This window comes from Enterococcus sp. LJL128, assembly GCF_056924295.1.
Map to the genome: position 1 here is coordinate 199,089 of NZ_JBXPBP010000005.1, position 18,490 is coordinate 217,578.

Annotated in this window: 19 protein-coding genes and 1 riboswitch; of the genes, 13 read left to right on the forward strand and 6 right to left on the reverse strand. The window is 39.1% G+C overall.

Annotated features, from left to right (window positions below; genetic code table 11):
* The first annotated feature begins 5 nt into the window (after window positions 1–5).
* Entirely contained in the window at window positions 6–752 is a 747-nt protein-coding gene (gene truA, locus AC1Z3K_RS08760) for a tRNA pseudouridine(38-40) synthase TruA (RefSeq protein WP_426082556.1), read from the forward strand.
* Window positions 753–1,072: 320 nt separating this feature from the next.
* Here the strand turns inward: truA and AC1Z3K_RS08765 are convergent, their stop codons facing one another.
* The 4 genes from AC1Z3K_RS08765 to AC1Z3K_RS08780 form a co-directional block, all read right to left on the reverse strand.
* Window positions 1,073–2,587 carry a helix-turn-helix domain-containing protein gene (locus tag AC1Z3K_RS08765; protein WP_461732487.1) on the reverse strand — a complete coding sequence of 505 codons (1,515 nt, stop codon included), beginning with the start codon at window positions 2,585–2,587 and terminating at the stop codon, window positions 1,073–1,075.
* Window positions 2,588–2,742: 155 nt separating this feature from the next.
* Window positions 2,743–4,104, reverse strand: a complete 1,362-nt coding sequence (gene brnQ, locus AC1Z3K_RS08770; RefSeq protein WP_461732488.1) for a branched-chain amino acid transport system II carrier protein — start codon at window positions 4,102–4,104, stop codon at window positions 2,743–2,745.
* Window positions 4,105–4,393: 289 nt separating this feature from the next.
* Window positions 4,394–4,894 carry a GNAT family N-acetyltransferase gene (locus AC1Z3K_RS08775; protein WP_426082552.1) on the reverse strand — a complete coding sequence of 167 codons (501 nt, stop codon included), beginning with the start codon at window positions 4,892–4,894 and terminating at the stop codon, window positions 4,394–4,396.
* 13 nt (window positions 4,895–4,907) lie between these two features.
* Window positions 4,908–5,231, reverse strand: coding sequence for a MazG nucleotide pyrophosphohydrolase domain-containing protein (locus AC1Z3K_RS08780; RefSeq protein WP_426082551.1), 324 nt, complete (start codon window positions 5,229–5,231; stop codon window positions 4,908–4,910).
* A gap of 133 nt (window positions 5,232–5,364) precedes the next feature.
* Here AC1Z3K_RS08780 and AC1Z3K_RS08785 point away from each other — a divergent pair, with 133 nt between their 5' ends.
* From AC1Z3K_RS08785 to AC1Z3K_RS08795, 3 genes are all read left to right on the forward strand, one after another.
* Complete coding sequence (locus tag AC1Z3K_RS08785) at window positions 5,365–5,979, forward strand: histidine phosphatase family protein (protein ID WP_426082549.1); 615 nt, start codon at window positions 5,365–5,367, stop codon at window positions 5,977–5,979.
* 72 nt (window positions 5,980–6,051) lie between these two features.
* Window positions 6,052–6,630, forward strand: coding sequence for an LOG family protein (locus AC1Z3K_RS08790; RefSeq protein WP_426082548.1), 579 nt, complete (start codon window positions 6,052–6,054; stop codon window positions 6,628–6,630).
* 26 nt (window positions 6,631–6,656) lie between these two features.
* On the forward strand, window positions 6,657–7,229 hold the full coding sequence (locus AC1Z3K_RS08795; protein ID WP_461732489.1) for an adenylate kinase: 573 nt from the start codon (window positions 6,657–6,659) through the stop codon (window positions 7,227–7,229).
* 25 nt (window positions 7,230–7,254) lie between these two features.
* Here AC1Z3K_RS08795 and AC1Z3K_RS08800 read toward each other — a convergent pair whose 3' ends face one another.
* Window positions 7,255–7,995: an amino acid ABC transporter ATP-binding protein gene (locus tag AC1Z3K_RS08800; protein ID WP_426082545.1), complete on the reverse strand. Its 741-nt coding sequence runs from the start codon at window positions 7,993–7,995 to the stop codon at window positions 7,255–7,257.
* Between the two features lie 13 nt (window positions 7,996–8,008).
* Window positions 8,009–9,622, reverse strand: a complete 1,614-nt coding sequence (locus AC1Z3K_RS08805) for an ABC transporter permease subunit (protein WP_461732490.1) — start codon at window positions 9,620–9,622, stop codon at window positions 8,009–8,011.
* Between the two features lie 82 nt (window positions 9,623–9,704).
* Window positions 9,705–9,880, reverse strand: a riboswitch (Lysine riboswitch).
* 387 nt (window positions 9,881–10,267) lie between these two features.
* On the opposite strand from AC1Z3K_RS08805, the gene AC1Z3K_RS08810 reads away from it, so the two are divergent.
* From AC1Z3K_RS08810 to AC1Z3K_RS08850, 9 genes are all read left to right on the forward strand, one after another.
* Window positions 10,268–10,870: a YczE/YyaS/YitT family protein gene (locus AC1Z3K_RS08810; RefSeq protein WP_461732491.1), complete on the forward strand. Its 603-nt coding sequence runs from the start codon at window positions 10,268–10,270 to the stop codon at window positions 10,868–10,870.
* 132 nt (window positions 10,871–11,002) lie between these two features.
* Complete coding sequence (locus tag AC1Z3K_RS08815; protein WP_461732492.1) at window positions 11,003–11,647, forward strand: ABC transporter ATP-binding protein; 645 nt, start codon at window positions 11,003–11,005, stop codon at window positions 11,645–11,647.
* Entirely contained in the window at window positions 11,640–12,401 is a 762-nt protein-coding gene (locus AC1Z3K_RS08820) for an ABC transporter permease (protein WP_426082541.1), read from the forward strand. The genes AC1Z3K_RS08815 and AC1Z3K_RS08820 overlap by 8 nt, the downstream gene beginning before the upstream one ends.
* 36 nt (window positions 12,402–12,437) lie before the next feature.
* Window positions 12,438–13,586 carry a tRNA epoxyqueuosine(34) reductase QueG gene (gene queG / locus AC1Z3K_RS08825; protein WP_461732493.1) on the forward strand — a complete coding sequence of 383 codons (1,149 nt, stop codon included), beginning with the start codon at window positions 12,438–12,440 and terminating at the stop codon, window positions 13,584–13,586.
* A 605-nt stretch (window positions 13,587–14,191) separates the two neighbouring features.
* The gene (gene apf / locus AC1Z3K_RS08830) at window positions 14,192–14,758 is read left to right on the forward strand and encodes an aggregation-promoting factor (RefSeq protein WP_426082539.1); all 567 of its coding nucleotides are present in this window, start codon (window positions 14,192–14,194) and stop codon (window positions 14,756–14,758) included.
* A 309-nt stretch (window positions 14,759–15,067) separates the two neighbouring features.
* Window positions 15,068–15,607 carry an HdeD family acid-resistance protein gene (locus AC1Z3K_RS08835; RefSeq protein ID WP_426082538.1) on the forward strand — a complete coding sequence of 180 codons (540 nt, stop codon included), beginning with the start codon at window positions 15,068–15,070 and terminating at the stop codon, window positions 15,605–15,607.
* 438 nt (window positions 15,608–16,045) lie between these two features.
* On the forward strand, window positions 16,046–17,059 hold the full coding sequence (gene lplA / locus AC1Z3K_RS08840) for a lipoate--protein ligase (RefSeq protein WP_461732494.1): 1,014 nt from the start codon (window positions 16,046–16,048) through the stop codon (window positions 17,057–17,059).
* 16 nt (window positions 17,060–17,075) lie between these two features.
* Complete coding sequence (locus AC1Z3K_RS08845) at window positions 17,076–17,807, forward strand: ATP-binding cassette domain-containing protein (protein WP_461732495.1); 732 nt, start codon at window positions 17,076–17,078, stop codon at window positions 17,805–17,807.
* Window positions 17,804–18,478: a methionine ABC transporter permease gene (locus AC1Z3K_RS08850; RefSeq protein WP_426082535.1), complete on the forward strand. Its 675-nt coding sequence runs from the start codon at window positions 17,804–17,806 to the stop codon at window positions 18,476–18,478. Before AC1Z3K_RS08845 ends, AC1Z3K_RS08850 begins: the two co-directional genes overlap by 4 nt.
* The last annotated feature ends 12 nt before the right edge of the window (window positions 18,479–18,490 follow it).

Here is an 18,490-nt window from a genome sequence, read left to right on the forward strand (position 1 = left end):
ACAAAATGCCTCGTTACAAAGCTGTAATTGCATACGATGGAACAAATTATAATGGGTTTCAGAATCAGCCGAATGGCCGGACTGTTCAAGCTGAACTGGAGAAAACCTTAAAGAAAATGAATAATGGAAAATCAATTACGATTTTTGGTTCAGGTAGAACTGATGCAGGTGTGCATGCGAAGGGACAGGTCATTCATTTTGACTATCCTGAAGATCGGCCGCTGGAACGAATGCGTTACGGCTTAGATACTCAGACGCCTGAAGATATTAGTGTGCGCAGTGTAGAAAAGGTCGCTGATGATTTCCATGCAAGATACCATGTAATAGAAAAGACTTATGAGTTTCGAGTGGATATTGGAAAACCGCGGAGTCCTTTTCGCAGATTCTATGCAAGCTATTATCCTTATCCGTTAAATCTGGAGAAAATCCAACAGGCGTTGCCGGAGCTGATTGGCACGCATGATTTTACTTCATTTTGTGCTTCTGGTAGTAGTGTGGATGATAAGGTACGTACAATCTATGAAGCAAAGATGACGACTAACCCAGCGGGAGATGAGCTGCTGTTTACTTTTCGAGGGGATGGTTTTCTCTATAAAATGATTCGTATTTTAGTGGGAACACTACTGAAAATAGGTAACGGACGTATGGCTGAAACATCGATAGCCGAAATACTGGCAGCTAAAGACCGCAATGCAGCTGGTCCAACAGCTCATCCGGAGGGGCTTTATCTAGTTGAAGTAAAGTATGAATAGTTTTTGTTTGAGAGTGGTTGTGACAAGAATATTCAGGTACGAGAAATAAAGCGAACTAGGCAAAAATAGCTTGCTGAGATGCGCACCCTCAGATTAGAACTTTTTCTAATTCAGGGGAGGCACATCGATAAGCTATTTTTGTCTAGTTCGCTTTATTTGCTTTTACAGCTCTCTTTTCTAATCCTAGTATAGGATTGTTGAAATACGCTTTATTCAGCTTTAGGGGGTGGAGACATGTTTTTGTCCACCCCCTTTTTGTTTTTTTCTGGAATCTAATTAAGTGTCATACATAAACTAATAGAAAATTGTTCTTCTCTATTTTAATAGTCGAATGCGGCATTTTTTTCTTTATATAACCGGTGAAGCCGGACGTATAGGTGTGCCAACTCTTCATCTCCGTAAGATAAATCCATGCAGTGAAGAGGAAGCGTTGGATATGTTTCCAGCGGCAGTAAAGATGAACTGATGACCAAATCATACTTGTGAGTCAGTTTATCTATGTAAGGTGTAACCTCTACAAAATCAAGCTGATTGAGAAACTGATAGAGGTTTCTAATCAGCAGAAAATTATGCTCAAAGGCGATGCCGACTTTAATAACTTTGGAGCATTGAAACTGATTGCAGTAAGGAAGCATGAGATTCTTAAGGGACTTTGTTAACGGCTTCTGGATTTTCGATAAATAAGGATAAGCTGAATCATTCAATTTATTTTCAAGAAAGCGCAGGATTACCTGTTCTAATTGCTTTTCGACTTTCGGCATACGGTTTTCCGAATCAACAACTAAACTCTGTAGATTTGGAAATGGATGTCTGAGAACATAATAAACAAAGAAAATATTAAGAAGATTTCCTTTCAATAAGGGATCTTTTTTTATTTCAGGCTGATTATAGAAAAACTCTTTCTGGCTGTAATTTAAAAACGCATCGACAAAGTGCATCACCTCATTATCTTGTTTTGAAAAATCAAATAAGGTTTGATAAAGTGAAGGATCATCTTGCATCGTGTAGAACGGGGCATAGTGGGCCAGGAAAAAAATGAAACTACTTTCCCCCTTCGCTATAGCCGGTGGTAAAGCTTTGACAGGCCCGAGACTTTTGTTTAAGCGCTTAAAATCATAGTAAGGGTTGTCCTTCATTAAAAAATCATAGTTGGAATCATAAGACACAAAAAATTTTTTTTGAGCTCTGGAAAGAAAAATTGCTGCAAAAAAAGATAACTCACGCAGTCCTAGATAGGTGCGGGTTAATGGGAAATATTCTGAAAAATCATGAACCAGCTTTTCTGCTTCCTCACGCGATACACGCGTAAACGGCCAAAAAAGTCCACGTGTACCCAGCCAAAGAGTATTGAACAGTGCTACTCGGACGACTCGTTCATCTCCAGTTAAATTTGCTTCACGAAAGCTAAAGCGTAGATTAAATTGTTTGACATGTTTTTTTAAGGGAATCATTTTTCGTGAAACCGTAGACTGACTAACATAGTGGCGTTCACAAAAGTCTTCAATCGTAGGTTGATCATGATTTAAAAAGTATAAAATGAATAAAAAGGGGATAGATTTTTTTAATGTTAAATACCGATATTCATCGATACTGATAGTTAGATGCTCCGCATTGATTTTACCAGCTTTTTTTAAGATAGAAGACTGTTTATTATTATAGGCCATAATCTCTTGATTGATTTCAGTCAAAATAATCAGTGTCTGCTGATAGCTAAGATCAAATAGCTTTGCTACTTGGGAAACAGGTATTATTGTTTGATTCAAACTTGAAATTTTTTTATAAATTTGAAATTTGATTAAGGTACTATTGTCCATCATTAATTCATCAAATAGCATAGTAAACGCATCCCTCCTATGCTCATTCTAATAGATAGCTTGCCGAATGCCAATAATAAGATAAAAAAATAATAAAATTTTCATTTTTATTTACGAATTAATTGGAAAATATATATAAAATAAACCAACTTTTAAAAAGCTGGCTTATTTATAGTTTATTTATTTAAGTGGTTTTCATTTTTTGAACTGACCGCGCTCCATAAAATTCCTAATAGAAAGCCTGTTACAGCGGGAACAATCCAGCCCATGCCAATTGTAAAGAAAGGCAAATATGCTTCAGATAGTTGAACAATTGTAGTAATGATGGAATTCTCTTTAATAAAAGCCGGGGCACTGTTTAGTGCATCTAAAAAAGCAGCAAATAGGGTGAAATAGGTTGTCATACGATAAACCTCTGTACGATGTTTAAATAGCGGACTTAGAATCACCAGCAGCATTAGCGTGATTGCCAGAGGATACAGGAACATCAATACTGGAATTGAAAATTGAATGATATTGGTCAGCCCAACATTAGCAAATAAACAAGGCAGGATGCTGGCAACAGCTATATACATAGGATATTTTCCTTTAGGAAACAGCTCAGAAAAGGTTTCCGCAAAAGCCGTAATTAGACCAATAGCTGTTTTTAAGCAGGCAACAATAATAATTAAGGTCAACAGCAGCGAGCCCCAGCTGCCTAAATAATGATTGGCAATTTGAGCAAGGGCAATCCCGCCATTTTCACTAAGTTTAAAGGTACCGATACTCATTGCACCCATGTAGGCCAACAAGGTATAGATAATACCCATTAATAAAATACTAACAGCACCGGATTTTACAGTGTCCTTTGCAACAGCGTTCGGTTCTGTAACGCCCATTCCGCGAATTGTTGTCACGATGATGATGCCAAAAGCCAAAGACGCAAGAGCATCCAATGTGTTATAGCCTTCAGTAAAGCCTTTAAAGAAAGCGTATTGACTGTAAGCTTCCCCAATCGGTGCAGAAGATACAACCCCCAATGGCTTTAAAAAGGCTAGTAGAAGCAGCACACCTAACAAAACTAGAAAAATTGGATTTAAAAATTTTCCAACATAATCAAGAATCATAGATGGCTTTCTAGATAAAAACCAGGCTGTAAAAAAGAATAAAATAGAAAATAAAGCTAGAAAAAGAGGTTGCTGTTTCAGCTCAACGAAAGGAGCAAGTCCAATTTCAAAAGAGGTTGTTGCCAATCTAGGCAAAGCAAAAAATGGACCAATCGTTAAATATAATAATGAAGTAAAAATAATGGCATACGATCGATTCACGCGATTGGCCAAATCGAACAAGCCGTTGCTTTTAGAGATTCCGATAGCAATCACACCTAAAAAGGGAAGACCAATACCAGTAAGTAGGAAACCAAGATTTGCCGAAAAGACAGCTGCTCCAGCCTCTTGCCCTAAATGAACTGGAAAAATTAAATTGCCTGCTCCGAAGAACAAACCGAACAGCATGGACCCTACAAAGAGGTAATCCCGCCAGGAAAGTTTTTTATTCAATATCTGCACTCCTTTTCTATTTTACACGTTGAAAGCTTTTTAATGGTAATAAATCAGATTTTTTTAAGTATCGGTTATTTTATATTGTGTATAAAAAGCAACACCTTCATTAAAATAGCAGAGTTAAGAAGTGCAGGCAAGCAGAAAAGACAAAATTAAATCATTTTTTCATTAACTTTATTCGTTTTGCACAAACAGGGGTGAGATAATTGGAAACGCGCAATCACCCTTTTACCTCAGAATAGTGAGCTAATTAGTTGTGTATCTTCGGGCTTTAGCAGAGTCTAAATTATTTTTCTGTTTTTTGTAGAAAATAAGCAAAGAGATAATCATCGCAATAGGCATCGTTGATATAGAATTCATCACGCAAGTGTCCCTCTTCAACAAAGCCGTTGCGCTTGTAGAAGTTAATGGCCCGGTTGTTGGTTCCCATTACCCGTAAGGAAAGTTTGTGAATTCCGTAGGAAGGAGCAGTCATTTTTAAATAATCCAGCAGCTTTCGTCCAGCTCCGGATGACTGATAATCGGGATGGACACCAATGCCAATCATCCACTGGTGTTTATGTGAAGGCAGATGAGTTGGCTGATGAACGTTGACAAATCCAATTAGCTGTTCCTCCTGAACAGCAACAAAAATCAGCTCGTCCTTTTGTTTAGCTGCATATTCCTCTACATCATTGTAATGATGTAGGATAGGTGAGTTTTCATTTGTCCAAATTTGATTTTCAATTAGCATCAATTCAGAGTAATCATCATCCTGCGCCTTTCGTATCTGTATTGTTTTTGCCATTGTCAGTCCTCCTTTATAAATCAGAATGAAATCTTTTTATCAATTTTTCCTGATGGGTACTTAAAATATCTGTTAAGCGGATATCGTATTTGTCGGCCAGGATAAAGATATTATCTAGAACATCTCCCAGTTCCTCTGTTAATTGCTGTTTAAGGGCTTCAGGTTCTTTTTCTATCTCATCGGGACGGTCGCGTCCAATTTCCAGCGCTCGAACAGCTTGTGCCACTTCGCCCGTTTCTTCTGATAAAAAACTGACCCGAATGAACGGATTCAGCTCGTACCAGCCGCGTTCTTTGTAAAAACTGCTTATCCATTTTTGATACTCTTGTATATCCAAATGACCACCTCCGTTTTTTCTCCAACCTATCATATCATATTTGATTTAAGACCGCAGAGTGAAAATGATTAGGACAGAAATCTGGAGAACTGCTATAATCTAAGACAGTAGAAGGAAAAGGGAGAGACAGTAGATGACAACATTTTATTTCGTGAGACATGGAAAAACTGAGTTAAACATAGCTGATAGTTTTCAGGGAAGCGGGGCAGACTCGCCGTTGCTTCAAGAAGGTATTGAACAAGCAGGCAAGCTAGGAAAACACTTGGCGGGAATTGCTTTTGACCAAGTAGTTGTCAGTACGCAGAAACGGGCCATGGATACGGCAAACTATATACTGACTGAGAACCATCATCTGAACGGTATGACGTTGCAATATCATGATGGATTAAGAGAGATAGGCTTTGGTGAAAAAGAGGCAATGAAAGTTGACTTTATGAATCAGCAAACTAAATATCTGCGGGAACGTCCGGATTTATATGACCCATCAGGTTTTGGAGGGGAGACTTATGATGAATTGGTCGCCCGCGGCTCAGCTGTAATCAGTGAACTAGAGGAGCGACATCCGGAAGGCAAGGTTCTGGTTGTTGCTCATGGCGTATTGCTGATTGTTCTGATTAATTATCTAAGTGGTCAGGAAAAAAGAAACTGGCGCAAAAATGGCCCTTTGGAGAACACTAGCTTAACCATCCTTCATAAAGAGGGAAAACACTATACAGTAGATACCTTTAATGATATTTCTTATCAATAAAGTGAAAGGAAGTACCTTATTGATAATGTTAATGATTGACAAGCTAGGATTAGTAAGAAGGGCGGCTGGCAAATGAAAAGAGCAGCAGTATATTGCGGTGCAAGTGAAGGAAATAGTCTAGTATATAAACAACAAGCCATTGAATTAGGCAACTGGCTGGTGGATAAGGGCTATGGATTAGTTTATGGCGGAGGCAATGTGGGATTAATGAAACGTATCGCTGATACAGTTTTAGCGAAGGGTGGCGAAGTAATCGGCGTAATGCCCAACTTCCTGATCGAACGGGAAATTGCTCATCCTGCTTTATCAGAGTTAATCACTGTCAGCAACATGCATGAACGGAAAAAGAAGATGATGGATTTGGCAGACTGCTACATTGCATTGCCGGGTGGTCCAGGAACTCTGGAAGAAATTTCTGAGGTTATATCATGGGCACGTGTTGGAGAACATGGAAATCCATGTATCTTATGGAATAGTCAGGGCTATTATGATTTGCTGGGTAGCTTTTTTAATCATATGGTGACCGAAGGCTTCCTCTCTCCAGCAGACCGGGAAAATATTTTAATTACAGAATCATTCTCTGAGATGAAAGCTTTTATTGATACTTATAAAGGTATAGCTGTAAGAGAGTATAAAAAAACTGAGCATTAGACTTTATTAGGAAAGGCGGGCATCAAGTGATTATTTTGATTGGCGGAGCCAGCTGCAGCGGAAAAACAGTACTGGCGCAAAAATTACTAGAGATTTACCACATTCCTTATTTATCCATTGATCATTTAAAAATGGGCTTAATTGGCGGCTACCCAGAATGCGGGTTTACACCGTTCAGCTCAGATGAAATAATCAATGAAAAGCTTTGGCCAGTATTAAAAAAAATCATTGAAGTAGCGATTGAAAATGAACAGCATTTGATTATTGAAGGCTGCTATTTACCTCAGGACAAGGTACATGAGCTGGCAGCTGCTCATCGCGAAATCGTGCCTGTCTATCTAGGGTTCTCAGAAGGGTACATTAGGAACCATTTTGAAGATGGAATACTTGCTTATCGGTCGACAATTGAACGGCGAAAATTTGCTGAAGACCGCCCCGTTCAGGAAATCATCGCTGAGCATGCAGAGACTAAACGAAAGTGTAAACACTACCAGCTTCTGTATCTTGAAGCAGACGAGAAATATCAGGATATGCTGGATAGAGCAGTCGAACAAACAGCGGCAGCTATAAATAAAATGCAAGAGACTGCTCTCCCGTGAGCAGCCTCTTGCATTTTGTTTATATTCATTCTTTTGATAGAATACGCTGCAGGAATTCTTTTGTCCGCACTTCTTTCGGATGGACAAAAATATCTTCTGCGCTTCCTTCCTCTGCGATAACGCCTTTATCCATGAAAATGACGCGGTCTGATACTTCTCGCGCAAACTCCATTTCATGCGTAACGATCATCATTGTCAGCCCAGTATGGGCCAAATTCTTCATCGTTTTTAGCACTTCTCCTACCATTTCAGGGTCAAGCGCAGAGGTTGGTTCATCAAATAAAAGAACATCAGGATTCATGGATAGTGCCCGGGCAATCGCTACCCGCTGTTTCTGACCTCCGGAAAGCTGAGCTGGTTTAGCTGTTACAAAGCGTGCCATGCCAACCTTTTCCAGGTTTTCCATAGCGATTGCTTCAGCTTCGCTTTTGTTGCGTTTTAAAACGGTAAGCTGACCAGTTGTGCAGTTATCTAAAACGTTTAAGTTGTTAAACAAATTAAACTGTTGGAAAACCATCCCTAGATGGGTTCTGTATTTTGGCAAATCATACCCAGGAGCTAAAACATTTTCTCCTTTATAAATAATTTTACCGTCTGTTGGTTTTTCCAGTAAATTAATGCAGCGGAGCATTGTTGATTTTCCAGAGCCGGAGGAACCGATAATCGTCACAACTTCGCCTTTTTCTACAGTTAGGTTGATATCTTTTAAGACTTCATTTTCACCAAAGTTCTTCTTTAAATGTTCAACTTCAATAATTGCATTCATCATATGGGCCTCCTTATTTATCTTCGCCTATTGCTACAGATTGTTCTGCTTCTTCAACAGGAATGTATGCTGAAGGTCCGTCGATGCGGTTTTCCAACCAGCGTAAAATCCGTGTTACTGTAAAAGTTAAAACAAAGTAAATCACACAGACGATGGAGAAGGTTTGGAAGAACTGATAGTTTGTTCCAGCCGCAGAATTAGCCTGGAAGAACAGATCAGAAACAGAAATAACACTCAGAACAGAAGTATCTTTAATGTTGATTACAAATTCGTTCCCCGTTGCCGGCATAATATTCCTAATAACCTGTGGTAAAACAATCTTTGTCATCGTTTGTCCATGAGTCATACCAATGGCCTGCGCTGCTTCAAACTGCCCTTTATCAACGGAGAAAATCCCGCCGCGGACAATTTCAGACATATAAGCACCTGTATTAATTGAGACAATAAACAAAGCGGCAACAGTACGATTTAAATCAATACCGAAAGCCAAAGCAATCCCATAGTAGATAACCATTGCCTGAACCATCATCGGCGTACTTCTGAAAATTTCAATATATGCGGATAAGAGCCAGTTAAAGATTTTCTGGAATGCACGTTTGCCCTTCTTCTCAGCTGTAGGGATTGTCCGGATAACGCCTATCAAAAGACCGATTAGCGTACCAACAATTGTACCGATAGAAGCCAACAGCAATGTTGTTCCAGTACCGCGCAGGAAAAGCGTACCATATTGACTAATAATATTTTTAAAATCACTAATCAGACCAGGCTTAGTTTGTTCTTCATCCGTTGAGCCTTCAGCAGCCGGCTGGTCAACGATGGCATCATCCATAATCTTTGTTCGTTCCTCAGGAGAAATATCTGCTAAAATAGCATTGATTTTTTCACGATTAGGATCTCCTTTGCGAAGTCCGATAGCGATTGTAGTATCAGCAGGGTCAGTATTAAACCCATTTCCTTCTGAAAATTCCACCATCTTGATATCCGGATTCACACTTTCAGCAGTAACGCCTTCCGGCCGTTCACTAACATAGCCGTCAATGACACCAGAAGCTAAGGCTGTCCGCATGGCACCAAAGTCCGCTTGCGCCTGCTGCTTCTGGACATCAGGAATTTGATCAATGACAGTATAATGGAAGGTATTCAGCTGAGCAGTAACCTTAGCACCACTGAAATCAGTTAGGCTTTTTGCATTTGCATACTTGCTGTCTTTACGAGTAACGATAACAAGATTAGATTCATAGTAAGGATCAGAAAAATCGATTTCCTTTTTACGTTCTGGTGTTGGCGACATGCCGGCGATTACAGCATCAATTTTTCCAGATTGTAGTGCTGGAGCCAGACCGTCCCATTTTGTTTTGACAATCACTAGTCGTTTGTTCAGTCCTTCAGCTACTTTCTTAGCAATCTGGACATCATAGCCTCCTGCGTAGGAGTGGTCGCTAGGAATTGCCACAGCGCCGTTGGCATCTGTTGTCTGCGTCCAATTGAAAGGAGCGTAGCCGGCTTCCATTCCGACTCTGAACTCACCATTTGCTGTACTGCTTTCTGCTTTGACAGTCAGCGGCGTGAAGAACAGACCTAATAAAAGTGTAAACAGAAAACCAAAGGAAATACTTTTTTTATTCATAATACTAATTCTTCCTTTCTTTACTATAAATACAAAAAAACAACCATACGCATGTTGGTTGTTGATAACAGTCGTCTCCTCAACAGAACATAGCGCAACTTGGCATTACTGCCAAGACAGTCCACCAGCTGTTCGCATAGTGTCCCAACATACAACAGAGAAGGCTGCTGTACATTTCGGCGGTTGTTCCTAGGCTTGCTTCAACATGTCCTTTCACACTCCACAAGATTAATAAAAACCGCGACCTCTACCTCGATTTGAGGTACTATTCAGTTGTCATTCAAGTAGTAACTAGTCTACGATATCTAATAAAAAATGTCAATAGTTCAGAATGTTTGTGAAGAACTGGCTGACAGCTGCGGCTATTATTTACATGACTGCTTACTAAAAATAGTAGATTAAAGAGTAAATGCTAAAGTGCCGTTCTTTTTCAAGTTAGTCACTTTGAAATGACTAAATTATTACACCATGAAAAAGAAAGCGCTACCAAGAAAGTTGACAAGAATTAGAAGAAACACTATTATGGAAAGAGGCGCTGTTGAATAAAGGTAAAAAATACTGATTTATAGCTGCAAACTTCTTTTTATTAGGTTATTGCTATCAGCGGCCAAAGAATCTTTAAAAAAATAAGGAATGTGGAAAAATATGATTAAAAGAAAACCCGTCTATCGGATACTGTCTGTCTTTGCTGGAACGGCATTGACTGCACTATCCATCTCAGTATTATTGAAAGCGGGCTATGGTGTAGATGTACTAAGTGTTTTTTTAACGGGGATTCAAAATTACATACCTTGGGAGTTTGGTTATCTGAGTATGTCATTTAACGTCCTGATGATTGTGATTGCATTTTTTATGCAACGTGAGTTAATCGGCGCAGGGACAATTATAAACGGGGTTTGTTTAGGACTGATGGTCAACTTCTTTTCAGGTCTCTTAGCTGATTGGGAGATGGGCATACCGCTCCTCTGGGGATTAGTAGCAGCTATTTGCTACGCTGTGGGCATCGGCTTGTATGTATCTGCTCAGATGGGCGCCGCCGCAATAGAATGTTTGTCATTTATGATTGAAAGCCGAACCAAAGGAAGTTTGAAGTTAATTAGAATTGCAATTGATGCTGTGCTTGTAGTAAGTGGCTTATTGCTGGGAAGCACAAGTTTCCACATTGCAACCTTTGTCTGTCTGCTGACTACAGGTCCGATTGTAGAATGGATGCTGAAGCGGTCGATGTGGACAAATGAACGTTCATAAAGTGAATGGATAATGAAGCTGTTTCAAAAACCAGTATTTTATTTGGTTTTTGAAGCAGTTTTTATCTTTATTTTGAAATGATCAGCAGAATCAGGTACCCTTGAATAGAAGTAGTTGGAAGGAGCAGCGATGATGACGAAAGATATTTTGTTAGCAAAGAGTGTCGTTTATCGGACGGAGAAAGAAGCAATTATAAAAGGGGTTGATTTAGCAGTTGAGACAGGTGATTTTTTAACACTGACAGGACCTTCTGGGGGCGGGAAAAGTACCTTCTTGAAGCTGCTTGCTTCACTGTTATCGCCATCAGACGGAAAGATTTATTATAAGGGTACGGATTTGTCTGAGCTCGATCCAGTTGCTTACCGACGAGAGGTTTCTTATGCATTCCAGCAGCCGGTATTATTTGGAGAGACAGTTTATGACAATCTTGTATTTCCATTTGAGGTAAGAGAAGTGCCCGTTAATCAGAAAAGAATTAGAGAAAAGCTGGCTCAGGTTTATTTAGATGAAGCATTTCTGGATAAAAAAATAAGTGAGCTTTCTGGGGGTGAAAGACAGCGCATTGCGTTACTGCGCAACATTTTATTTATACCTGAAGTGCTGCTTTTGGATGAAGTCACTGTGGGGCTGGATGAGGAAAGTAAAAAGATTGTCAATCAGCTGATTCAGCAGGTCCATCATCAGGGGGCAACGATTATCCGGGTAACTCATGATAGTGAAGAGCTGGCGCAATCAGCCAAAATTATACAGATAACAGGAGGAAAGCTGGATGAATGATTTAGCGGTTACTGGACAGTCTTTAGGCTGGTCCTTGCTGCTTGTGGGGATTGCTTTGGGGATTAGTCTGAATCAGAAGCTGGGACTGGGCAAAGACATTATCTATAGTGTTTGCCGTGCGGTTGTTCAGCTGATTGTTGTAGGCTATGTATTGAAATATATTTTTCAAACAGATATCCTCATTTTGACACTGGTGATGGTACTGGTAATTATTTTTAATGCTGCTTGGAACACAAAGCAGCGTAATCCTTCGCTGCAGCATGCGTTCCTGTATTCCTTTGCAGCTATTTTTCTAAGCACCTCGATTACGCTTGGGACATTGATTTTTGCAGGAGCAATAAAAATTATTCCTTCACAGCTTGTACCGATTTCAGGAATGATTGCCAGCAATTCGATGATAGCAATTGGTCTTTGCTACAAGCATATGCATACATTGTTTTATAATCAGCGGCAGCAGGTCTTGGAAAAGCTTTCTCTGGGAGCCGATGTTTCTTTAGCTTCAAAAAACATTCTAAGAGAAAGCATCAAGGTGGCGATGCAGCCTACGGTGGACTCTGCAAAAACAGTGGGGCTAGTCAGTCTGCCGGGAATGATGTCAGGGCTGATTTTTGCCGGAGTTGATCCCGTTCATGCGATTAAGTATCAGATAATGGTTACATTTATGCTTCTTTCCACGACTAGTATTGGAGCAATTATTGCTGGCTATCTATCCTACAAGGAGTATTATAATAATCGTAAGCAGCTGCGGATATAGTTCTAGCTGGTTAAAATCGAACGGAGGCGAAATAGGATGACTGACTTGAAAAGTAAAATCATTGAAGAGAGTAAACGTCTTGGGATTGATAAGATTGGCTTTGCGTCAGCAGCTCCTTTTGATCATTTAGAAGCTTCTTTACAGGAGCAAAAGGAACGAGGTTATACATCAGGATTTGAACATCCGATTATTGAAGAACGTATTTACCCGGAACGAACGTTTGAGCATCCACAGACAATTATAGCGATTGCGCTAGCCTATCCGACTAAGGTGAAGGAAAAGGTTCCGCGAGATGAAAAACGAGGACAATTTGCTAGAGCTTCATGGGGAATGGATTATCACGATATTTTACGTGAGCGTTTAAATGGGTTGATTGATTTTATTCGTGAGCAGGCGGAAACGATAGAGGAAAAAGAAAGCTGGCGTTTTAAGCCTCAGGTGGATACTGGGGAGCTGATTGATGTTGCGGCGGCACAGCGTGCAGGGTTGGGCTTTATTGGCAGGAATGGTCTGCTGATTACAGAAGAGTTTGGTTCTTTTGTTTATTTGGGCGAGATTGTAACGAATATTTCTTTTGAAGTGGATCAGCCTGTTCCTTTTGGCTGTGGCGAATGTACGCGCTGTGTGACTGCTTGTCCAACGCAGGCTTTATTGGGTGATGGACGAATGAATGCACCGCGCTGTCTGTCTTATCAGACTCAAACCAAAGGTATGATGCCGGAAGAATATCGAAAGAAGATGCATAATGTGATTTACGGCTGTGACATTTGCCAATTAGTCTGTCCTTATAATAGAGGAAAAGATTTTCATTTTCATGAAGAAATGGACCCGGAGATAGATAGTGTTTATCCAAAACTGGAACCGATGCTTAGCATGACCAATAAGGAATTCAAAGAACAATTTGGCCATCTCGCTGGATCATGGCGCGGGAAAAAGCCGCTGCAGCGGAATGCACTGATTGCTCTAGCTAATTTGGGCGGCAGAGAAGCACTACCGGAAATTTTAGAATGTACACAAGATATTCGACCAGTGATTCGAGGTACTGCGGCCTGGACGATTGGTAAATTAGGCAATCGTGAACCGGAAAAATGGTTGAAAATATTGACTGAGCTTCTGCAAGTTGAAACAGAAGAAGAGGTATTACATGAAATACAAGGGGCGATTCGTCAATTAACAAAAGAATAGTTACTTGGAAGATATCTAACTGGAGTGAAACTTGGAGTATTGAGTGTTTGTCTCGACTTCCTATTTTTTTATTACCATTATGGGTTAATGTATATTTCTCAAATAGAATATTTACAGAATCTGCATGAAAGTATCTTTATTTGAGGCTGAACCGTCAGAAGGATAATGATTTCTGACGGTGTTTTTTTAGTTGTTTAGAGAATAGATGAAGAAATATATGAATATTTTGTATGAAATAATCAAAGAAATTATCTGAAAATGTCATAAAAGCAGTGTAGTCATTGATTTTTCACATTACAGTTTTGATATAAAAAGCTCTTTTTTTGAAAAAAAGACCGAAATAAAAGGAGAAAACGATGAGAATAAAATAAACAAATACAAATTTTCTTCCTTTTTTATAAAAAAAGACGGTTTTTTATAAATATAAATTAAATAATAAATCCTTTTATATCAAGTTCTTTATCGCTTTTTTTTACAGAGTGTTACGAAAAATCAATACTCGTAATGAATTGTCACTATACTTTTACCTATGAAATACGCTGGGATGATAAAGTATGAAAAGTCTCATACGAGAGATGAAAACTTTTTATGAAGGAGAATAGATAATGAAATCTATTAAAACAATTCTACTAGGAACAATTGCGGTAGCAACATTTGGAATTTTTGCAGGAACTACAGACGTGCATGCAGACACTATATATACTGTTCAAACAGGAGACAGCCTTTCAAAAATTTCACAGCAAGTGTTTGGCGACAGCTCTTTAATCCAAAAAATTGCTGAAGACAATAACATTGAAAATATCAATATGATTTATACTGGTCAACAACTGATTATTAAAACTGATGATGGAGAAAAGATTGAAGCAGCTCCAGCAGTTCAAGCTGAAACCGTTCAGGCAGCTCCAGTAACTGAAGCAGCACCTGCGGCAGCAGAATCTAGCTATACTGGTACATCTTCATCTGCCAAAGAATGGATTGCACAAAAAGAATCAAGCGGTTCTTACTCAGCAACAAACGGCAGATATATCGGTAGATATCAATTAGATGCTTCATACCTAAATGGGGATTATTCAGAAGCGAATCAAGAACGCGTAGCAGATCAATACGTAACACAACGCTATGGTTCATGGGAAGCGGCACAAGCTTTCTGGTTAGCTAACGGCTGGTACTAATCAATTAAATAATAAATGATTGCTATCAAATAGATTAGATAGGCACCTGAAATTTTTTCAGGTGTCTTTTTTTATAACTAAAGAAATTACAAGCTATGTATGGCTATAAAAGCCGTCATAATATCGGATATTGAGAAAGGAATTTAGCCAATATCTCGCTTTACGGGTTTGTTCAGTTTTTTTGAAGTCGATTAATCGAAAATAAATACGCAGAAAATGAGAAATTTGATAGAAGTTGCGGGATATGATTCTAAATAGTAGTTTTCGATAAGAAAAGTTTATACAATAGAGAAATAGGAGGCGGTGGAGATGGATACACTGATTTATCATTTGAAAAAGCATGCACTGCTTAGAGGGATTATCTATGTTCTTCTAGGAATAGCTGTGGTTGTTAACCCATCTGGCGTATTTAACATCACGGTTTATGTAATTTCGGGTTACCTGGCATTTATGGGCCTGCTGGATTTGATAGAAGGAATTAGAGTTAGGCAGAAAGAAGGTATTTACGACAGCAGCTTTGTTCTGGGAATTCTCCTGCTGGTATTGGCAGGCATTGTTTTAGTGTTTTCAAAAGCTATTGTTAGTATTTTGCCAATATTCCTAGGTCTGCTGGTTGTAACAGTGGGGAGTGCTCGTTTAATTCAGTCCTTCAATCTAAGAAAATATACAACTGTTAACTGGGGTCTGCTGTCTTTTTATGGTATTGTACTGATAATTGGCGGAGGTCTGCTGATATTCAATCCGTTCCGAAGCGTTTTATTTCTTTTTCAATTGTTTGGCGGAATTCTTATTTTTATGGGAATTTCAGAATGCTTAACTTTTTTTCAGTTACGTAAGATTGAGCACTAAACGAAAGTGGTCTTTCCGATGTGTATTTTTGCTTAAGTGAAAGCGGTGGTTGGTCTAAGAATTGAGTATTGAACTTTTCAAAATTCAGTTTTAGTTTCGTATGCCGATTATTCCGCTAAAATCTTTCATACAAGTGGAACTGACCTGTTGGATTTAGCTATAAAAAATGAATATGAACTATCTTTTATTCGAGATTTAGAGATTGGTGCAGCGTCATTTTGACGATTGCTCCAATCTTTTTTATGATTAATTGAGAAAATGATAATACAGAAAAACAGCTGTATCATATTGTTTTTTTCTGTTATATAAAAATGAATTTAATTAAAATACGTTTGTTTTATTCAAGCATATATAGTGTGGTGATAGTTGTTTTTGTGTTATTATCAAATTGTTATTTTAAATAAATATATAAATACAGATTGGGAGGGTGTGGTTCTGATGTACTATATTCATTTAGATTCGAAAGATATAAGAGAAAATCTTGCAGCGGAACAATATGTTTTAAATAGTTTGTCTTTCGATGAACCTTTAGTACTCTTTTATATACAAAGCCCTTGTGTGATTATTGGACGAAATCAGAATGCCTTCGCTGAGATAAACCGAACCTACGCTAGAGAGAAAAATATCACAGTTACACGTAGACAGTCTGGGGGCGGTGCAGTTTATGATGATTTAGGCAATGTCAGCTTTAGCTTTATCATGAATGCAGCCGGCAATAATTTTGGTGATTTTAAGCATTTTACACAACCGATAATAGACGCCCTTCACAGGATGGGCGCAGCTACAGCAGCAATGAATGGCAGAAATGATCTGTTCATTGATGATAAAAAGTTTTCAGGTAACGCTATGTATAAAAAAGGGACTAAGATGTACATGCATGGTACGTTGATGTTTGATGTGAATCTGCAGGAAATGGAGACAGTTCTTCAGGTGTCGGAGAAAAAACTAGAGTCAAAAGGAACAAAATCAGTTAGAAGTCATGTGACAAATATTAAGCCTTATCTAAATAAAAAATACCAGAAAATTACAACAGAAGCTTTTCGTGATCAACTGACTCTACAGCTATTTTCTGCAGCAGAGTTGGGAGACATTCAGGATAGAAAATATGAGCTGACAGCTTTTGATTATCAGGAAATCAATAAGCTAGTTGAGGAAGTTTATGGAAATAACCAATGGATTTATGGAGAAGCACCAGAGTTTTCTCTACAAAAAGAAAAAAAGTTTCCAAGTGGTCTGCTTGATATTCGGTTGTCTATCGATAAAGGAAAAATTAAATCCATACGAATTTATGGTGATTATTTTAGTCAGAAAGACAGTAGAGATGTAGAGGCTCTATTAACAGGAGCCGACTACGATGACAAGTCCATTGAAAAGGTGCTGGCGAATATTTCTATGGAGGAATACTTCTCTGGTATATCGAAGGAAACCTTTATTCGACTGCTGCTGGACTGATAAAAGGAGAGACTGGATGATTGTTTTTGATAACGTAAGCAAAATATATGAACACCGCGGAGGGAAAACACTGGCGCTGCAGGAGATAAATCTGCAGATTGAAAGCGGTGAAATTTTTGGCATAATCGGTGAGAGTGGTTCTGGTAAATCCACCCTGTTAAAGCTCTTGAGTACACTGGAGGTACCAGATAGTGGACGATTGGAAGTTGATGGTGAGGATCTTGAGAAGTTGACAGCATCAGCCCGAAAAAATAGGCTGCGTAAGACAGGGGTTGTCTTTCAGCACTTCAACTTGCTTTACAACCGAACAGTTCGGGAAAACGTCGAGTTACCGCTTAAATTAGCTGGGAAGGACAATTCCCAAGCGGTTGAAGAGATTCTGCGTTTTGTAAAAATTGATTCTAAAGCAGAAGTTTATCCAAAACAATTAAGCGGTGGGGAAAAGCAGCGTACAGCTATTGCCAGAGCTTTAGTGACAGCGCCCAACTTGCTCTTGTGTGACGAACCTACATCAGCATTAGATGGACAACACGCCTATGAAGTTAGAACTTTATTGAGAAAGATTAATCATGAGCTGGGAACAACTATTATAGTGGTTAGCCATGAGCTGGAGTTAATTCAGCAATTGTGTAATCGAGCAGCGATTGTTGAGAAAGGCCGGTTGCTTGAAACGGTAACTCTTGACAAAAAAGCGGATAATCCAGTGTATGCCTCCTACTATGAACGAATCAAGGAGGTATTAAGTTGACAGAGTATTTCAATCAGCTGAGCTACTATGGACCAGAACTGGCTAAAGCATTGGCAGAAACTGGAGAGATGCTGCTTTACTCCATTTTATCTGCACTCTTAATTGGCTTGCCTATGGGAACATTTCTGTTTATGTCTCGAAAAAAACAAGCATCGTCCACTCGTTTACTTTCCGTCGTATTAAACCGTCTAATCGATATTATCCGCTCATTTCCATTCCTGTTACTGGTTATTGCGTTAATTCCGATAACTAGAGGAGTGTTGGGAACAGCGTTTGGAACGAGGGCGGCAGCTTTTCCGCTGTCTTTTGTTTCCGCCGCTCTTTATGCGCGCTTGGTTGAGCAAGTTTTGCTAGATGTGCCAAAAGAAGTCTCTGAGTTGGCTCAGGTGTTAGGCGCCGGGAAAAGGCAGTTGGTTATGCAGTTTCTATATGTGGAAGCTAGGTCTGGACTTGTGCTGACGCTGACTTCAGTCATTGTCAGTATGGTTTCCTATTCTACTGTGATGGGTGTTGTCGGCGGCGGTGGTATTGGCGATTTCGCATTAAGGTACGGTTATCAGCGATATGAATACGGATTGATGTATACAGCTATTATTTTAATGATTCTTTTTGTTGCTTCGATTCAGATAATTGGGAATCGAGTTGCTGAAAAAATAGATAAAAGACATTAGGAGGAGTATAAA